The organism is Rhizorhabdus sp. P4_G5 (genome assembly GCF_056401065.1).
The window spans coordinates 308550-326258 of sequence record NZ_JBFUKB010000002.1 but is presented as its reverse complement, the minus strand read 5'-3'; the positions used below and the strand labels follow the sequence as shown (position 1 = coordinate 326258).

Here is a 17709-nt window from a genome sequence, read left to right as displayed (position 1 = left end):
GCCGATCGACGTAGCCGAGTGAAACGCGGCGACCCTGCCGCTACTGCACGACCATCGAGGTGAAATAGACATTGTCTATGCCGCCAAAGCCGGTGCGCTGCTTGAGCACGTCGTTGATCGCGTCCTTGAGCTGCTTCTGGAGCGTCAGCTTGCCTTCCGGCGTCGAGATGGTGAAGCTGTCCTGCTGCGACATGACCATCAGGATCGCCGAGCGGATCGGCATTTCGTTGTCCTTGAGATTATCGAGCACCTTCTGATCGTAGAATGTCGATGCTCCCAGGCCGATCTGGGTGAAGCCGTCGGAGTCGCGCAGGTTGGCGGTGAATGGCTGCTCGAAGGTGTAATAGGTGGCCTTGTACTTGGTCGGATCGGGCGACTGGTCCGTCTCGATGCCGAGCGGAAGCGTCTTCTTCTCGGCATGCCCGCCTTCTTCGAGGCCTTCCTTGACGACGAGCTTCGGCGCGTTGGGGTCTTCCTCCACCGCTTTCTCGTGCTCGCCGGCCAGGCCCGCACCGGCAGCATACATGCCCGCGCCGACGCCACCGCCCGCGAAGACGATCGCCATCATGAGCATCATCAGGATGCCCTTCATCTTGCCCTTCTTCTTCGGCGCCTCGGCGGCGGCTGCGGCGGCACTGCTCATCGTTCAAATCCTATGGATCAGGCGTAAAGTTCACCATCGTCGCGCGATGCCGACTCGCCGGCATCGTCACGGATCGCCGCCTGTGTAGCGGCAAAAGGTTTATGATTTTCTGACGACTGGCGCTGCTGTCCCTGCGCCGAAGCCGAACTGCCGCCGCCTTGCTGGCTCAGGTCGACATGCGACTCCGAGACGCGCAGTCCCTGCGCGCGGACTTCGGCGAGCAGGCGCGGCTGGGCGTCGGCGATGATCGTGCGGGCCTGATCGGTGTCCGCGGTCATGCGGATCGCGGTCCCCGACGCGCTGTTGGCGATTTCCACGGTCAACGCGCCGAGATGTTCGGGATTGAGCTGGAACTTCAGGTGGCCCTGCTGGCTGGCCGCCTGGCTGATGTCCCGCGCCAGTCGATCCAGCCACTGATTGTCGCGGGCGAGATCGAGATGCCGGGCGACGCTCTGTTCGGCCTGGGTCGCTACCGGGACTCCCTCAGCATGGGGTGCTGCTGAAGTCGTGGGCGTGCTGCTGGCGATTGGAGCCGGTGTCGTATCGGCCGGGGCAAGCGCAGGGCCGGCTGCCGGGTCGGCCGGAGGCGGCGTAGAGGTATCAGCCTCGGCCGTCCTTGCCTGCGGAAGCGGTGCGTTGCCGTCCTGGCTGATCGTGGTGTCGGGCAGCGGTGTCGCGCTCGGGACGTTCGCATCGACGATGGACGTAGCGGCCGCGCCTGCGGCGGGCCTCGCGGTTTTCGGCGTAGTCACCGCTGGCATGACGGCGGCAAGGACCGGCTGAACCACGGCGGCGGTGGTTGGTTGCGCGGCGGGCACGATGGCAGCCGCGACAGCGGCGGGGGCGGTGCCGGCCGCAAGCTCAGCCAGCTTTTGGGCCGGCAATGGGACGGGCGCAGCCTCGGCCGCAACGGCGTCGCGAGGCTTGGCAGGCTGGTAGACCGATTTGAGCGAGGCGAGCAGCGCGGCGATGTCGCTTCGCGCAGCGGAGCCGCTCCTGAGGCCGTCGCCAGTTCGTGGCGATCCGCCATCTTCGACCATCGTCGATGGCGTCGCGGCGGAAGAAGATTCCGCAGTTTCCACCGGGCTGCCTGTTTCCGGGATCGGCGCCGCTGGCGTAGAGGTCGTCGCGACCGGCGTCGTCACGGCGGCACGCGCGGTATTGGTGTCGGCCCCGATCGATCTGGCCGGGCCATCGGACGCCGTCGGCATCATCGCTGTAATGGACTTGGCCGTGGCGGTCGCAATGTCCGCTGGCAGGGCGACGGTCGTGGCGACGCTGGTGGCCGCTGTTTCGGATGGAGTCGCGACCGGCGCCGGCGGCATGGGCGCGATCGGCATAGGCTGATTGACGCCGAGCTGGCTGGCGGCGGTGACCATGGCCTCGATTTCCGCGAGCAGGTCCACCGGCTGGCTGGAGGGCAGTTCCTTCGCTTCACCTTCGGGCGGGTTGACGGAGCTGTCTTCGGCTGCCGCCGCGGTTTCGGCATCGCCGTCGGGCGTGGCTTGGGCGCGCGTGCCGTCTTCGGGCGCCTTGTCTTCGGGCTTGGCCCGCTCGACCAGCTTTGCGAAGGCTTGAGGAGCCTCCGATGGCTGTTGGGCCGCCGGGGCCGGGGCCGGACTCGTGTTCAACGCGATCGAGGCGGTGGAAAGTGCTGCAACGGCCATGTCAGTCTTCACCTTGCTCTGCATGTCTTGGTCCTCTCGGACGGAAATTCGCGGCGATACGGGCCTCGGTCCAGTCCGAGAGAGCCTGCACCGCACGGGCATCGAGCTTCGCCGCGCTTTCCTGGCGTTGGCGCGCTTCGAGCCGCTCTGCGATCTTCTTTTCGGCCGCGGCACGTGCCGTGACGATGGCGTCGGTGAGGCCGTTGCGGGCTTTGTCGAGACGCTGCGCCAGTTCGCCGCGGTTCTGAAGGATCGCGCCGGTCGACGGGCCGCTCGGCAGGGTCAGGCTGTCGCGCAGCGAGGCGAGCTTTGCGGCATTGTTCTCCAGCGAAGCGACCTGCGCCTCGGCGCTCGCTGCGGCCGAAGTGGCGAGCATGTGCTGCACGCCCCGCACCCGGGTGATGCGCGCTCGCTTTGCGACCAGTGCCTTCATCCGCCGAACGCCTCAATCAGCGCCTTGACCGACTCGTCGAAGTCGACCCGGTCCTTCTGACCCTGGCTCATGAACTCGAGGATGTGGTCGTGCCTGGCGATAGCGATATCGATGATCGGGTCGCTGCCGGTGCGATAGGCGCCCATCAGGATCAGATCGCGGTTTTCCTCATAGACCGCCCACAGGCGGCGCAGGATCTGTGCGGCCTGGAGATGTTCGGGCCCGACGATGTCGTTCATCACGCGGCTCAGCGACTTGCCGACGTCGATCGCGGGAAACACGCCTTGTTCGGCAAGGCTGCGCGACAGGATGATATGGCCATCGACGATGGCGCGCGCGGTGTCGACGATCGGATCGTCGGTGTCGTCGCCATCGGCAAGAACCGTGTAGAGAGCGGTGATCGACCCTCCGGAGCTGGCGTCGACGCCGGCGCGCTCGATCAGCCGCGGGATCATGCCGAGCGCCGACGGCGGATAGCCCTTCATCGTCGGCGGCTCGCCCAGCGACAGGCCGATTTCGCGCTGCGCATGGGCGACGCGGGTAAGGCTGTCGATCAGCAGCAGCACGCGCTTGCCTTGCGCGCGGAAATATTCGGCGATGGCCGTCGCGCGCATCGCGGCCCGCAGCCGCAGCACCGGCGGATGATCGGCGGGAACGGCGACCACCACGCTCTTCTGGCGCACTGGTCCCGCCAGCTTGGTGGCGAGAAAGTCGCTGACCTCGCGGCTGCGTTCGCCGACCAGGCCGACGACGATCACGTCGGCGTCGGCGCCGGAGATCATCTGGCCCATCAGCACGGATTTTCCGACGCCCGAGCCGGCGGCGATGGCGATGCGCTGCCCGACGCCGGCCGTGAGCAGCGCATTGATCGCGCGCACGCCCATGTCGAACGGTTCGGTCACTCGGGCGCGGTCGAGCGGGTTGCCACGCTTGCCGGCCAGCGGCCAGCGTTCGGCCGTGGCGATCGGCCCGAGGCCGTCGATCGGGTTGCCCAGTGCGTCGATCACCCGGCCCAGCAGAGTGTCGCCAACATCGACCGAGCCGCCCCGGCGGTCGGGCTCGACGCGTGCCCCCGCGCTGTGCGGAGCGTCGGCATCGAGCGCCATCAAAAGCGTGCGGTTGCCGCGGAAGCCCACGACCTCGGCGAGCGCGGCATGGCCGTCGGCATCGATGACGCGGGCGTTCGAACCAACCGGCATCGGAAAGCCGGTAGCCTCAAGCATCAGGCCATCATAAGAGGCGAGGCGGCCGATCCGGCGCGGGCCTGTCGGCTCCAGCTCGACAGCGTCGAGCATGGCCCGGGACATGGCAGCTATGCTCATCGCGGGAGGCCCATATGAGCGATGATCCTGATCATCGCGGGAGGCCCATATTGTCCAACTGGCTGCGCAGCCGCGCGAGGCGGACCTGCGGTCCATCCTCGATCCACCCTTCGCCGGTCTCGAGGATGATCGTGCCGGAGGTGAGATGATGATCGGGCGCCATTGGAAGGCCCAGGTCGACGCCGTCCAGCATGGCTATGTCTTCGGGGTGCATGCGCAGCCGGGCAGGGCCGGACTCGGCGGTGACCATCTCGGCGATCGTTTCAGCCCGCTCCTTCAGCATCGCGGGATCGATCTTCACTTCGCCGACGATCTGCCGGACGAACCGTGCGACGGTTTCCGCCAGAACCGCCGCGAGCGGACCGGCAGGTTCGGGCTTGATCGCCTCGGCCGAGCGAATGAGTTCGGCAAGCGCTTCCCGCTCGCGGGCGAACTCGACCATCACGGCCTGTCGGCCATGCTCGAACCCTTCCGCGAAAGCCTCGGCGCGCAGCGTCTCGATATCGGTGACCGGTGCTGCCTGGGGCTGGCGCGGGCTCGGCGCGAAGTCGCTCGCGCGGCGCTTGGGATGGGGATTGTCACCCCAGGGCGTGAACTGGCCGGATGGAGCAGGGCGTGCCCAGGCATCGACCCGGGTCGCGTCGCCGCTGAGATCGCTCGCCCACAGATCAGACAAAGTCGTCGCCCTTTCCGCCGAGACTGATGGTGCCTTCGGCAGCAAGCTTGCGCGCAATCGAGAGCATAGCCTTCTGCGCTTCCTGGACATCGGCCAGCCGCATCGGGCCGCGATCGGCGATTTCGTCCTGGATCGACTGGGCGGCGCGGCTGGACATGCAGGCGAAAATCTTCTGCCGCAGCTTCTCGTCGGCGCCCTTGAGCGACACGACCAGCACATCATTGTCCACCGCACGCAGCAGCGTGCCGAGGTCCTTGTCACCCACCGCCATCAGATTGTCGAAGATGAACATCTCTTCCTCGATGTTCCGGGCGACCGACTTGTCGAGCTTCTGCAGGGCCTTGATGATCCGCTGCTCGGCGGCCTTCCGTGACGAATTGACGATCTTGGCGGCCTCCCCGGCGCCGCCGCGGCGCGTGGTCGCACCGGTGGACTGTTCGGTCGCGGGCCGGTTGAGCATCTCGTCCAGTTCAGAAAGAGCGGCCTCGGTGACGGGGCCCATGGTCGCGACGCGATAGACCAGGTCGGCCTGCATCTCCTCGGGCAGCAGCTGGAGCACGTCGGCCGCGCGCTGGGCTTCGAGGAAGGCGAGCACGATCGCGGCGAGTTGCGGATGCTCGAACTCGATCAGGTTGGCGATGGCGCGCGCGTCCATCCATTTGAGATTTTCGAGCGTACTGACATGCTGGACGGGTGTGATCCGCTGGAGCACCTGATCGGCCTTGTCCTGGCCGAGCGCCTTGTGCATCATGCCCTTGATCTGGCGTTCGACGCCGAAACCGAGGGTGGTGCGAACCCTGGCGCGATCGACGAAGACGTCGAACACGTCATCGATCTGATCCTCCGAGATGTTGGCCACCCCGAACATCGCGCCGCCGAGATGCTGTACCTCGTCTGGTTCGAGCCGGCTCAGCACGGTCGCGGCCTCCTCCTCGCCAAGCAGCATCAGCAGGATTGCGGCGGCCTGGCTGCCGCTGGGCGGCACAGGGCTGGCATTTTCGGTGTCGATGGGCGTTTCGTCGGCCATGGCGATCAATCGGCTCCCGGCATGTCGGCGCGGATGAGGTCGCGGACGACCAGGGCGGCGCGGTCCGGATCCTGGCGTACGAAATTGCGGATCAGCTCGGCGCGATTGGCATAGCCCGGCGTGGCCTGGATCATATCGAGGGTCACGGGTTTGTTGGGGTCATGCAGCGCCTGCTGGGCGAGTGCGGAAGCGATCTCGTTGCGGACCGCCGGGCTGGTGCCCTCGGGGATACGGCCGCCCGAGCTGATCATTGCCTGCATCGCGGTTTTCCGTTCCTCCGCGAAGGCGGCGCGACGCTTGAGCATCGGCTTGGCGACGCCGAAGACGAGCAGCGCGACGACGAGCAGCGCAGATAGGTTGCGGGCCAGGGTCGAGACCCAGGTGGCCTCCCACCAGTTGGGCTTGACCTCGGCATCCTCCATGACCGCAAAGCTGCGGGCGGAGAGGGCGACGACATCGCCGCGGGCCTGATCGGCGCCGATCGCGCCGCGCAGCAGCGACTCGATCGATGCGAGCTCGGCGCGGCTGAACTTGCGGCTGCCTTCACGCAGGGCGACGGCAACCGAGAGGCGCTTCACCTGGCCGACCGGATTATGGGTGACCGACACCTCGCGGCCGAGCTCATAGGTGCGGTTATACTGCTCGGAAGTCTTGCCGGCTTCCGCGGCGGCGGTTGTGCCGGCCGTGGCGTTCACGGTCTGCTGCGGCGCTGCGGTCACCTGGCTCGCGGCCGGGGCCTGGTTCGACAGGGCGCCGGGGATGCCAGAGGCTTCGCCGCCATTCTTGTCGCCGGTCCAGCCGCCCTGTTCGGAGCGGACCACGGCGGTATCCTTGGGATAGCTCTCGCGGGTCGCCTGGGTTTCGGTGAAGTCGACGTCGGCATGGACTTCGGCGGTGAAGTTGCCGGGGCCGACGATCGGCGTCAGGATCTTGGTGAGCGCGTCGAGATAGCGCTGCTCGATCTTGTTCTGGATGTCGACCTGTCGGTTGGAGGCCTCGCTCATCGGGTCGCTTCCCGAGGAGGACAGCAGCCGGCCGGCCTGGTCGACCACCGACACGCCGTCGGGTGAGAGGTTCGGTACGGACGATGCGACAAGATGGACGATCGCCTGGACCTGCGAGTCCGATAGCGCACGTCCGGCGCGCAGCCGCAGCATCACCGAGGCCTGCGGCTTGGCTTCGTCGCGCAGGAAGACGCTCGGCTGGTCTGCGGCGATGTGGATCTTGGCGGTTTCGACGGCGTCGATGGCTTCGATCGTGCGGGCCAGATCCATCTCGCGCGCGGTGCGCAGTTTCTCGCCCTCGACCGCGCGGCTGGCGCCGAGCGGGAGCGAGGAGATCATGGCATCGCCATCGGGGGCCGACTTGGGCAGGCCCTGCTGTGCGAGCAGCATCTTGGCCTGGTAAAAGCTCGTCTCCGACACGGTCAGCGAGCCGGTGTCGCGATCGACCTGATAGGGGATGTTCGCAGCCTTCAGCGCGTCGGCCACCGCAGCCTTGTCGGCGTCGCCCATGCCGGCGAACAGGTCGCGCTGTGGGGCACCGGACATCGTCGACCAGAGCAGCGCGGCGACGCCGAGCAGCGCGATCAGGCCGATCATCGGCAGGCTGCGCTGGATCGCCGGTTGTGCGGTGAAATCCTTTACCCGCTCGAGGATCGCCGATGTACCGACGCTACCCGCACCCGTCGGGGCGGACAGCGCAGGAGCGTTCGGGGCGGAGGAGGTGATGATGTCAGCCATCGATTATACCGGCATGCTCATGATGTCCTTATAGGCGGACAGGAGTTTGTTGCGGACCTGCAGGGTGGCCTGGAAACCGACATTGGCCTGCTCGCGCTGGAGCATCACGGCCGCGATGTCAGTGGTTTCGCCGCGCTCATAGCTCTCGCTGATCGCGCCGGCCTTGGTCTGCTGGTTGTTGACCTCGCCCAGGGCGCCGCGCAGCGTCGAGGCGAAGCCGCCATCGGGCGCGCCCGTCGTCGTGCCTACCGACGCAACTCCGTCGATGGGGTTGGGCGCGGGAGCGGCGGCGGCCTTCTGCAGAGCCGAGTTCTGCTGCAGGATGGCGTTGCGCATCGCCATCAGGTTGCTCGTGTTGATGGTGGTCATCTAGCCCTCCCTCAAGCCACAGCGCGCATGTCGGCCATGCGATAGCGCAGCGTGCGTTCGGAAATGCCGAGCCGCTGGGCGGCGCGGAGGCGGTGGCCACCGGTCGCCGCGAGTGCTTCCTCGATCGCTTGCGCCTGGCTCAGGCGGCGCGCGTCGGCGAGGCGAACGGGCGCCTGGAGCGGGGGGGATGCGATCGGTGCGGGTTCGACCGATGCCATGCGGAAGGCGGGGGCGTTCGGCGCGGGATCGATCATCAGGTCGGCGGCCTCGATGCGGCTGCCGTCGCGCATCAGCATGGCGCGCTGGAGAACATTTTCGAGCTCGCGGACATTGCCGGGCCAGCCATGCGTCATCAGCCGGTCGAGCGCGTTGGCGGTCGGCCAGGCGAGTTCCTCATGGTCCGGCGTGTGGCGCAGGAGCAGCGCGGCCGAAATCGCCCTGATGTCTTGGCGGCGTTGGCCCAGCGGCTTCAGGGTCATCGGCATGACGTTGAGCCGCCAGTAGAGATCAGCGCGGAACCGCCCGGCCTCGACTTCGGCGGCGAGATCGCGATTGCCGGCGGCAATGATGCGAACGTCGATCGCAATCGGCGCGGTGGCGCCGACGGGAAGCACTTCGCGCTCCTGCAGGGCGCGGAGCAGCTTCGCCTGCAGGGGCAGCGGCAGCTCGGAGATCTCGTCGAGCAGCAGCGTGCCGCCCTCGGCGGCGCGGAACAGGCCGTCCCCCGACCCGGTCGCTCCGGTGAAGGCGCCTTTCTGGTGGCCGAACAGGATGGCTTCGAGCATGGTTTCGGGAAGGGCGGCGCAGTTGACCGCGACGAAAGGCTTGTCTTGGCGCGGGGAGACGGCGTGGACGAAGCGGGCGACACCTTCCTTGCCGGTGCCGGTCTCGCCCAGCAACAGCACGGTTGCGTCGCTTCGCGCGACGCGGGCGGCCAGCGACAGGAACCGGGCACTGTCCGGTTCACCGCAGGCCGGCATGATGCGCGGGCGGATCAGTTCAGCGATCAACGCATGGCCGAACGCCATGTCTTCGAAGCCGAAGACCACGGTGGCAGGGCGGCCGACCTTGGCGCGGCGCAGCACCGGCAGGCCATCCGCAAAGTCGATCAGGATGTCGTGCTGGCGGGCGACGCCGAACTCGGTGACGTGGAGGATGCGCTGGGCATCACGGGCCGGTGCGGCGGCAGGGTCGAGCCGTGCGGTTTCGATCCCTGCGCCGGCCAGCCACGCGACGAGCGTGGGGTGGGAACCTTGCGCCTTCTCGCTGATGCCGATCGTCGTCATGGGCCGTCCTCGCGGATCGACGTGCCAGCCACGCCAATTCCTTGCCTGACATCCTTACCGGCAGATTAACTACGAAAGTCTTAATAGACCGCGCGACGCACCTGCCCGTGGCGGCACGCTCACGCGCGCGAGCGCGAGAGGCGGCGAAAGCGCGCCGGAAAATGGGCGTTTCAGGCGAGCGGCAAGAGGTTGCTCATCCTTTAGTCGGAGGCGGCAGAAACTTGCCGGGCCGGCGATGTCCGGATGAGACCGGCGCCGTCAGCCCAGTGGCCAAACTGGCTTAACACCGACTACGACTAAAAACTAATTGTGTAAAAATAATAGGTTGAGTGGAAAGTCTGGAAAAAATCGATCGTGGTGAATTTTCCTGGTTAAAGCCGGAGTAAGCACGGCCGTTAATGGGATCGAGGCGAGAACGGCCAGCACCGGATCATCGCCCCTTAACAGGACAAGGACTGATCCACATGACCGTCATCAACACCAACATCTCTTCGCTCCGCGCCCAGAATGCAGGTCGCCTGGCCAATCAGATGCAGGCCTCCGCGATGGAGCGCCTCTCGAGCGGCAAGCGCATCAATTCGGCTAAGGACGACGCCGCCGGCCTCGCCATCGCCTCTTCGATGACCGCATCGGTCCGGGGCATGTCGGTCGCGATCCGCAACGCCAATGACGGCATCTCCTTGTCGCAGACTGCGGAAGGCGCGCTCGGCGAAGCCAGCAACATGCTGCAGCGTATCCGCGAACTGGCCGTCCAGGCTGCCAACGGCACCTACCAGTCGACCGATCGTGACAACCTCCAGACCGAAGTCGCAGCGCTCCAGTCGCAGATCTCCGACGTGGTGACCAAGACCAAGTTCAACGGCAACACGTTGTTCGCAGTCACTTCGGGCGGCACCAGCTTTGCAATCCAGACCGGCATCAACTCCGGCGACACGACGGCAATCACGGTTGGAGGTCTCGACAAGGTGGCCGCGGCCTATGCGACCGGCATCAAGGTCGACACCACCGCCAATGCGGCGCTGGCGCTCACCGCTTCTGATCTGGCCCTGACCCAGGTGGCCAATGTGCGGGCCAATCTCGGCGCCAACCAGAACCGCCTCGAAGCGACGGTCAACGTGCTGACCGCCAACATCAACAACCTCTCGGAAGCGCGCTCGCGGATCGAGGATGCCGACTTCTCGCTGGAATCGAGCAACCTCGCCAAGTCGCAGATCCTGGCACAGGCATCCACGGCGATGCTGGCCCAGGCCAATCAGAGCCAGCAGAACGTGCTCAGCCTCCTCAAATAATAGCTTCTTCCCCCAGTTGCTGGCCGAGACGGCCCCCGGTGCATCCGCATCGGGGGCTGTTTCCGTTTTTGGGCGCCGGCCGTCTCAGCGTGCTATGGCCGTCACCCCGGCGAAGGCTGGGGTGAGGGTAAACATGAGCGATAGCATAGTCCGCCTCTAGTGCTGCCCAAAGTGGAAGACCCGTGGAACGCCGTATTTCCGACCAACGCACCGCGATTGCCGCACCGCTTTTCGAATTAAATTATGGTTAATGCCGCTTAACCATCTTTCTTCCTTAAGCATAGTTTCAGGACGTCGTTACCCGGATCGTGGCGAGAACGGTCGAGTAGCCGGCACGCCGAGTAACAGCGGAAGGATTCACTCATGTCTGTCATCAACACCAATATTTCGTCGCTGCGTTCGCAGAACGCCGGCCGTCTCGCCGGGCAGATGCAGGCGACCGCCATGGAGCGCCTGTCGAGCGGTAAGCGCATCAACACCGCCAAGGACGACGCAGCCGGCCTCGCCATCGCTTCCTCGATGACCTCGTCGGTCCGCGGCATGACCGTCGCGATCCGCAACGCCAATGACGGCATCTCCCTGGCGCAGACCGCTGAAGGCGCGCTGGGCGAAGTGACCAACATGCTGCAGCGTGTCCGCGAACTGGCCGTGCAGGCGTCGAACGGCACCTACCAGTCGAGCGATCGTGATAATCTGCAGACGGAAGTCGCAGCGCTCCAGTCGCAGATCTCGGACGTCGTCACCAAGACCAAGTTCAACGGCAACACGCTGTTCGGGGCAACCTCGGTCGCGACGACCTTCTCGATCCAGACCGGCATCAATTCGGGCGACACGACGTCGATCTCGGTCGGTGGCCTCGACAAGGTTGCTGCGGCCTATGCCACCGGCATCAAGGTCGACACCACGACGAATGCCGGCACCGCGATCACCGCATTCGACGCCGCCGTGACCCAGGTCAACACGGTCCGCGCCGGTCTCGGCGCCACCCAGAGCCGTCTTGACGCCGCCGTCAACGTGCTGACCGCGAACGTCAACAACCTGTCTGAAGCCCGCTCGCGGATCGAAGACGCGGACTTCTCGGTGGAATCGACCTCGCTCGCCAAGTCGCAGATCCTTGCACAGGCTTCGACGGCGATGCTCGCCCAGGCGAACCAGAGCCAGCAGAATGTGCTGAGCCTGCTCCGCTAAAAGATAGCCGGCCTCCTCAAACGGCCGTCTCTCAGGCCCCCGGCGCTTCGTTTCCCCGCGCCGGGGGCCTTTTTCTTGAAGTGCCCCGGCGTTCGACAGGAAAAGTTCGATGGATACGATCTCGATTTCGGACAGCGGCAGCGGTTTCGACGCAGCGCTCAAAGCCCTCGAAGATCTCGAAACCAGCGTCGTCCAGACGCGCGACGATCAGCCCGCCGCAAAGCTCGCCGGGATCGGGCCGATCGATTTTTCCGCACCGGACGAGGAGAGTGCGCCGGTCGGGATCATGTCGATCCAGATCGACGACTTCGATGATCTCGATGCCCTCGTGGCTGGTGCGATCGATCAGCCGACCGCCCCATCGCCGGCGATGCAGCCCATTCCGACACCGCCGGTTCCGACGCCCCCGGCCGCCACGATCGCTCCTGCTCCGGCAGCCCCCGAGGCCTTACAGCAGGCCATCGCACCCAGGTCACCGAGCAGGATGAGCCAGATCGCCATCGGCGTCGGCCTCATGTCCAGCCTGATCTCGGCCGTTGGCCTGATCGTCGCGGAGCGTACGATCATGTCCGCGCAACTCGTGGTCGCCGATGCGCGCGAGCGGCAACATCAGCTCGAGACGGCAAATGCACTGATCCACGACCTGCGACTGGTCCGGGACCGGCAGATCGAGCTGCTGCAGGCACAGCGTGCGCAGCTTGCCGATACGCCGGTCAGCAGCGAGGAGCTCAAGCACCGCATGGAGGTGCTGCAGTCCAGCCTGGCCGAGCGCGATCCGATGAACATGGTGTTGAAGGCAGTCCAGAGCGGACAGGCCGACACCAACGCCCGCTTCAACGAGTTCGGGATGAAGATGGCGCGCGTCGAAGCGGCACTCGACCGGCGCTAAGGCTCCCCGCGCGCAGACGGGGAGGGGTTCAAGCCGCTTCGGCGAAGACGATCCTGCCTTGGTCCTTATCGCTCTGCCGCGCTTCTTCCAGCAAGGCAGTTGGGGCCTCCGCACCCGCCGCGCGGATCGGGTAGATCCAGCGGGAAATCGCCACCAGAACGCCCGCACCGATATAGGCGGCGACGGTTGCAAGCGGGCTCAGCAGCAGGCCCAGGCCGACGGCCAGCCTCACATAGTTGGAGTGGAAGCCGAAGTCCTGGCCGATCGCCTCGCATACTCCGAAAAATGTGTCGTGGCGGGCAAAGAGCGACGGGTGAGAGCGTTGCATCGAACCAGTTCCTTCGTGAAGCGGGCAGTGTCCGCCGGATGCAGGCGGCGTTGCACGAGCCATGCCAAAGCTGGGCGATCGAGGAATTTCGCCATTTTTACTGGAATGCTGCGGCGCAGTGGCCGGATCAGGCGGCGATCACGCTAAAGGTTGGGATCTACCGCCAATCCTTCAGCGACGTGCGCAGCTTGTCGAGTGCAGTCTTCTTGATCTGGCAGACCCGCGCCGCGCCGATGCCGAGCGTCTGGCCGATTTCTTCGAGGTTCATCTCCTCGACGAAATAGAGCTGGAGCACCATCGCCTCGCGCTCCGGCAGTTCCGAAATATGTTCGCCGAGCGCCGCAGCCAGTTCCTCGCGCTCGATCCCCTGGTCGGCGCTCTCCTCGACGTCGGCGAACCAGATCGACTGGTCCGAATACACCTCGTCGAGCGACTCCTGGTAGGTGGCCGCTGTTTCATCGACCAGTGCGCGGAACGCGGCGCCGTCGAGGCCCATGGCCTGGGCAAGTTCGGAATCGCTGGGACTGCGCCCGTAGCGTTTTTCGAAATCGGACTTTGCCTTGAGCATTTCCCGGCGCTTGACCATCGCCGATCGGCTCATCGATGCGTGGCGGCGCAGATGATCAATCATCGCACCGCGCACCCGCAGCGAGGCATAGGTGGAGAAGGCGTGACCGCGATCCTCATAGCCATTGGCGGCTTCGACCAGCGCGATCATGCCGATCTGGATCAGATCCTCGATGTCGATAGCCGACGAAACCCGGCCATGGACATGCCAGGCGATCTTGCGGACAAGCTGCATATGGCTGCGCACCAGGTCTTCCGCCCGCGGCTTCTGCGGCTTGCGGCCATAGGTGTGCAGCGAGGAGTCGCGAGATTCAGCTAGCACGGGCGACCGCCTCCATGCCGAAGAAGCAGTCGCCGCCAGCGTGGGCGCGGATATCGAGCGTATCGATCGTGCGGGCGAGGTGGCTCAGCGCCTGCGCCGCGCGGGCGCCGGGATATTGATCGACGACAAGCCGCCGCCGCGCGACGGCGGTCAGTACGCGTTCATCGCGGGGAACGCCGCCAAGATAGCTCAGCCTGGTGTCGGCAAGGAACCGGCCCGACACTTCGCGGAAGCGGCGGAACAGTTCGCGGCCCATCGCTTCGTCGGTGATCCGGTTGGTTACGATCGCGATGTCGCGGACACCATGGTCGAGCGCAAGCAGCTTCACCGTGCCATAGGCATCCATGAAGCGATCGGCGTCCGGCGCCAGCACGACCACCGGCAGGTCGGCGGATGCGACCATGTCAAGCGTGTCGGGATCGGCGCTGCCGGGCGTATCGACGATCACATAGTCGAGCGACCTGCGGTGCGGACGGAAGGCATCGGCCAGTTTGAGCCGCGCGGCGAGGTCGACCCGGCCGGCGGCATCGGCGGGTCCAGCCGGCACCACGAACAACGCCTCAGGACCGTCCACCACGATCTGGTCGATCGTCAGCCGCCCCCCGATCACATCATCGATCGATTCCGCCGGGTCGAAACCCATGATGCGCGTCGCATCGCCGGGACCGGGATCACAATCCACCAGCATGGCGCGGCGGTGCATCTTCGACAGCGACAGCGCGAGGTTTGCGGCTATCGTCGTCTTGCCGACGCCGCTGCGGCCGCAGGCGATGCTGATGACGCGGGCGCTGCGCTGCCGGGCCGCCGAAGTGGGTAGATCGATCAGGTCGGTGCGGGCGCGGATCATGCTGCGGTCTCCATCGGTCGCGCACCCAGGGCGCCGGCACTGCCATTATGAGAGGGCCCGCCGCCAACCACCGCGGCGACTTCGACCGCCTTGCCATCGGGAATCTCGAGGAAGGACATGACGGGCGTTTCCGGCAAATGGGGTTTGAGGAGGCGAGCCAGTGCGCGCCGCGCGATCGGCGAAGTGACGATGGCGAAGCGGGTCGCGCTGTTGACCATCGGCGCGGAAGCCTCGGCGATCGCCGAGACGATGCGGTTGGCGAGCGCCGGTTCGAACGGGTGTGCCGCACCGGGCGAGGTCCGCACCGCCTGTGCGAGCAGCGACTCAAGTCCGGCATCGAGCGTCACCACGGGCAGCGGCATTTTCACCGGCACCAGCGTCTGCACGATCAGCGCGCCGATCCGCGAACGGATATTCTCGACCAGCGCGGCCGCGTCGCTCGACTGTGCGGCGGCGTCGACCATCGATTCGGCGATGCGGCGGAAATCCTTCAGCGGCACGCCTTCCGCGAGCAGCGCACGGCAGGCCGCGGCGATCTGGGCGAGGCTGAGCGGCGAGGGGGTGAGGCCGCCGACCAGCTGGGGCGCGGATTCCTTGAGGGAATCAAGCAGGCGCTGGGCTTCATCCATGCCGAACAAGTCGGCGGCGGCGGCGGCGATGATCTGGTTGAGATGGGTAGCGACGACCGTGGCGGGATCGACGACGGTATAGCCCGCGACGATCGCATCGGCGCGCTTCTCGGGCGTGATCCATACGGCTTCGAGGCCGAAGCTGGGATCGCGGCAGGCGCGGCCGTCGACCGTGCCTTCGAGATCGCCGCTGTCGAGCGCGAGCAGCTGTTCGGGAAATGCCTCGTCCTCGCCCATGATCACGCCGGCGACGGTGATGCGATAGGCATTGGGCGGCAGGCTCAGATTGTCGCGCACGCGGACCAGCGGCACGACGAAGCCCAGCTCGCGTGACAGCTGACGGCGGATACCGGTGATCCGCGCCATGAGCGGTGCGCCCTTGCGCTCGTCGACCAGCCCGACAAGACCATAGCCGAGTTCGAGGCCGAGGGCGGCGCCGTCGGAGACGTCGTTCCAGTCGATGCTGTTCGGGGAAACCGGGGCGGGCGCCGCTGCGGCCTCTGCGGCGGCGACTTCGAGTGCGGCTTCCACCCGCTTCGATGTGTTCATCTTCCAGGCCGCGAAACCCGCAACGCCGGCGGCCGACAGGATGATGAAGTGCGGCATGCCGGGTACGATGCCGAGCAGCGCGAGGATGCCCGAAACAGGCGTCCAGGCGCGGGCCGAACCGAACTGGCTTGTGATCTGGCCCGCCAGGTCGAGCGGCGAGGAAACGCGGGTGACGATCGCAGCGGCGGCGATCGACAGCAGCAGCGCCGGCACCTGTGCGACCAATGCATCGCCGATCGCCAGAATGATGTAGGTCGAGGCGGCTTCGCTCAGCGACAGGCCGTGGCTCATCACGCCGAGGATGAGGCCGCCGAGAATGTTGATCACGAGGATCAGAACGCCGGCGACGGCATCGCCCTTCACGAACTTCGAGGCGCCGTCCATCGAGCCGTAGAAATCGGCCTCGGTGGCGACTTCCTGGCGGCGCAGCTTGGCTTCCTCGGGGGTGAGCAGCCCGGCGTTGAGATCGGCATCGATCGCCATCTGCTTGCCGGGCATCGCGTCGAGGGTGAAGCGCGCCGAGACTTCGGAGACGCGGCCGGCGCCCTTGGTGATCACGACGAGGTTGATCACCATCAGGATGCCGAACACGAACAGGCCGACGGCGTAATCGCCGCCGATCAGGAAATTGCCGAAGCTCTCGATGACATGGCCTGCCGCGGCCGGCCCCTGATGTCCGTCGACCAGCACCACGCGGGTCGAAGCGACGTTCAGCGCCAGGCGGAACAATGTGGCGAACAGCAGCACCGTCGGAAAGGACGAGAAGTCGAGCGGCTTGGCGGCATTGAGCGCTACCATCAGCACTGCGAGACTGATCATGATGTTGGCGATGAAGCCCATGTCGAGCACGAACGAGGGGACCGGGATCACCATCAGCCCGACGAGCATCAGCGTCGCCATTGGCAGGATCGCGCTGCGGCCGGTCGCGGCCCACAATTTGCGGCTCATCGACACGGGTGCCGCCATGACTCAGGCCTCCTGGCGCGCGGGGCGCCGGAAGTGCCGGAAACTGGCGGAAACAGATGCTCTCGGCATGTCGTCCTCGATCGCCTTGGCGTGGTTGCAAAGCGAGGAGTGCGCCAGATGTGGTTAATTTTGAGTTAGAGGCGGTTAAGTACGGTCGTTGGCGACAAAAGTTTAGGGGGAGGACACGCGACGTCGTGCACGTCATCCCGGATCACGTCCGGGACGACGGAGAAGGCAGGGCAAAGGCGACCGACGCCGCGCGCTCGCCTCAATCCCGGTGGCCCCGCCGGTTCTCGCGGCGCAGCGTCTGCCGGTCCTCGCCCATCTCCTGCCGGAACGACTGCCGGTCGGCCCGCCGGTCCTGCCGGAATTGCTGGCGCGTCATCTCGCCGCGGGCCAGCGCCTGGCGGTCCTCCCGGCGCTCCTGCCGGAAAGCGCGGTCATCGCCGCGCCGGTCCTGGCGGAAGGCCTGCCAATTCTCACGAAGCTCGCGCTGGTCGCCGCGATCGGCGCCCCGGAAGGTCCGCTGGCGATCCTGCCAATAGCGCCGCTGATTATCGCTCCACCGCTGGCGATGGCCGCCGCGGTCATAGAGATAATAGCCGGTGCCGGGGTAATAAAAGTCGTCATACCAGCCATAATAGGATGGATAGCTGGCGCCATAGCCTACCGACATTCCGCCATAGCCATAGCCGTCATCATAGCAGGCGGTGAGGCTGAGCGATGCCGCAAGGGCCAGGACGCTGTTACGCAAATACGCAGACATGGATACTCTCCGCGAGACAGGGCTTCGAACTGGTTCCGCTCGATGAAGCTGTCTCGACCTGACTCGTTGTAAACACTTATGCTCGGGCGAGGTTCCTGATGGGATAGCTAAGGTGCCTTGAACCCCCGTGCTGCCGTTTGCTCCATATTCGAGTAATCGAGTAGCATATCGGGACGCACCCGTTACGAAGCCGATAGCGGAATG

The 17709-nt window shown here is 66.0% G+C and carries 17 protein-coding genes; 3 read left to right on the top strand and 14 right to left on the bottom strand.

The window, feature by feature from the left end; translation table 11 throughout:
* Positions 1–40: 40 nt before the first annotated feature.
* The 9 genes from AC1DQK_RS03865 to AC1DQK_RS03825 are packed head-to-tail and all read right to left on the bottom strand — an operon-like array spanning position 41 to position 9165.
* Positions 41–643 (bottom strand): flagellar basal body-associated FliL family protein, encoded by a 603-nt coding sequence (locus AC1DQK_RS03865; RefSeq protein ID WP_477867580.1) that lies wholly within the window; start codon positions 641–643, stop codon positions 41–43.
* Between the two features lie 17 nt (positions 644–660).
* Positions 661–2334, bottom strand: coding sequence for a flagellar hook-length control protein FliK (locus AC1DQK_RS03860; RefSeq protein WP_477867578.1), 1674 nt, complete (start codon positions 2332–2334; stop codon positions 661–663).
* Entirely contained in the window at positions 2312–2743 is a 432-nt protein-coding gene (locus tag AC1DQK_RS03855) for a hypothetical protein (protein WP_477867576.1), read from the bottom strand. The genes AC1DQK_RS03860 and AC1DQK_RS03855 overlap by 23 nt, the downstream gene beginning before the upstream one ends.
* The gene (locus tag AC1DQK_RS03850; protein WP_477867731.1) at positions 2740–4038 is read right to left on the bottom strand and encodes a FliI/YscN family ATPase; all 1299 of its coding nucleotides are present in this window, start codon (positions 4036–4038) and stop codon (positions 2740–2742) included. The genes AC1DQK_RS03855 and AC1DQK_RS03850 overlap by 4 nt, the downstream gene beginning before the upstream one ends.
* 58 nt (positions 4039–4096) lie before the next feature.
* Positions 4097–4741 carry a FliH/SctL family protein gene (locus tag AC1DQK_RS03845; RefSeq protein ID WP_477867574.1) on the bottom strand — a complete coding sequence of 215 codons (645 nt, stop codon included), beginning with the start codon at positions 4739–4741 and terminating at the stop codon, positions 4097–4099.
* The gene (gene fliG, locus AC1DQK_RS03840; protein WP_477867572.1) at positions 4734–5768 is read right to left on the bottom strand and encodes a flagellar motor switch protein FliG; all 1035 of its coding nucleotides are present in this window, start codon (positions 5766–5768) and stop codon (positions 4734–4736) included. Before fliG ends, AC1DQK_RS03845 begins: the two co-directional genes overlap by 8 nt.
* 5 nt (positions 5769–5773) lie before the next feature.
* Complete coding sequence (fliF, locus tag AC1DQK_RS03835) at positions 5774–7510, bottom strand: flagellar basal-body MS-ring/collar protein FliF (protein WP_477867570.1); 1737 nt, start codon at positions 7508–7510, stop codon at positions 5774–5776.
* A gap of 3 nt (positions 7511–7513) precedes the next feature.
* Positions 7514–7879 carry a flagellar hook-basal body complex protein FliE gene (fliE, locus tag AC1DQK_RS03830; protein ID WP_477867568.1) on the bottom strand — a complete coding sequence of 122 codons (366 nt, stop codon included), beginning with the start codon at positions 7877–7879 and terminating at the stop codon, positions 7514–7516.
* Between the two features lie 11 nt (positions 7880–7890).
* Positions 7891–9165 (bottom strand): sigma-54 interaction domain-containing protein, encoded by a 1275-nt coding sequence (locus AC1DQK_RS03825; RefSeq protein WP_477867566.1) that lies wholly within the window; start codon positions 9163–9165, stop codon positions 7891–7893.
* 464 nt (positions 9166–9629) lie between these two features.
* Between AC1DQK_RS03825 and AC1DQK_RS03820 the strand changes: the two genes are divergently transcribed.
* The 3 genes from AC1DQK_RS03820 to AC1DQK_RS03810 all read left to right on the top strand — a co-directional run bounded on the left by AC1DQK_RS03820 (position 9630) and on the right by AC1DQK_RS03810 (position 12531).
* Positions 9630–10454 carry a flagellin N-terminal helical domain-containing protein gene (locus AC1DQK_RS03820; protein WP_477867564.1) on the top strand — a complete coding sequence of 275 codons (825 nt, stop codon included), beginning with the start codon at positions 9630–9632 and terminating at the stop codon, positions 10452–10454.
* A 363-nt stretch (positions 10455–10817) separates the two neighbouring features.
* Positions 10818–11642, top strand: a complete 825-nt coding sequence (locus AC1DQK_RS03815; protein ID WP_477867562.1) for a flagellin N-terminal helical domain-containing protein — start codon at positions 10818–10820, stop codon at positions 11640–11642.
* Between the two features lie 109 nt (positions 11643–11751).
* Positions 11752–12531 carry a hypothetical protein gene (locus AC1DQK_RS03810; protein WP_477867560.1) on the top strand — a complete coding sequence of 260 codons (780 nt, stop codon included), beginning with the start codon at positions 11752–11754 and terminating at the stop codon, positions 12529–12531.
* Positions 12532–12559: 28 nt separating this feature from the next.
* Here the strand turns inward: AC1DQK_RS03810 and AC1DQK_RS03805 are convergent, their stop codons facing one another.
* From AC1DQK_RS03805 to AC1DQK_RS03785, 5 genes are all read right to left on the bottom strand, one after another.
* Positions 12560–12859: a PspC domain-containing protein gene (locus AC1DQK_RS03805; RefSeq protein WP_477867558.1), complete on the bottom strand. Its 300-nt coding sequence runs from the start codon at positions 12857–12859 to the stop codon at positions 12560–12562.
* Positions 12860–13016: 157 nt separating this feature from the next.
* Entirely contained in the window at positions 13017–13748 is a 732-nt protein-coding gene (locus tag AC1DQK_RS03800) for a sigma-70 family RNA polymerase sigma factor (protein WP_477867556.1), read from the bottom strand.
* Entirely contained in the window at positions 13738–14595 is an 858-nt protein-coding gene (locus AC1DQK_RS03795) for a MinD/ParA family ATP-binding protein (RefSeq protein ID WP_477867554.1), read from the bottom strand. The genes AC1DQK_RS03800 and AC1DQK_RS03795 overlap by 11 nt, the downstream gene beginning before the upstream one ends.
* Positions 14592–16739: a flagellar biosynthesis protein FlhA gene (gene flhA / locus AC1DQK_RS03790; protein WP_477867552.1), complete on the bottom strand. Its 2148-nt coding sequence runs from the start codon at positions 16737–16739 to the stop codon at positions 14592–14594. The genes AC1DQK_RS03795 and flhA overlap by 4 nt, the downstream gene beginning before the upstream one ends.
* Positions 16740–17007: 268 nt before the next feature.
* Positions 17008–17505 carry a hypothetical protein gene (locus tag AC1DQK_RS03785; RefSeq protein ID WP_477867550.1) on the bottom strand — a complete coding sequence of 166 codons (498 nt, stop codon included), beginning with the start codon at positions 17503–17505 and terminating at the stop codon, positions 17008–17010.
* Positions 17506–17709: the final 204 nt, after the last annotated feature.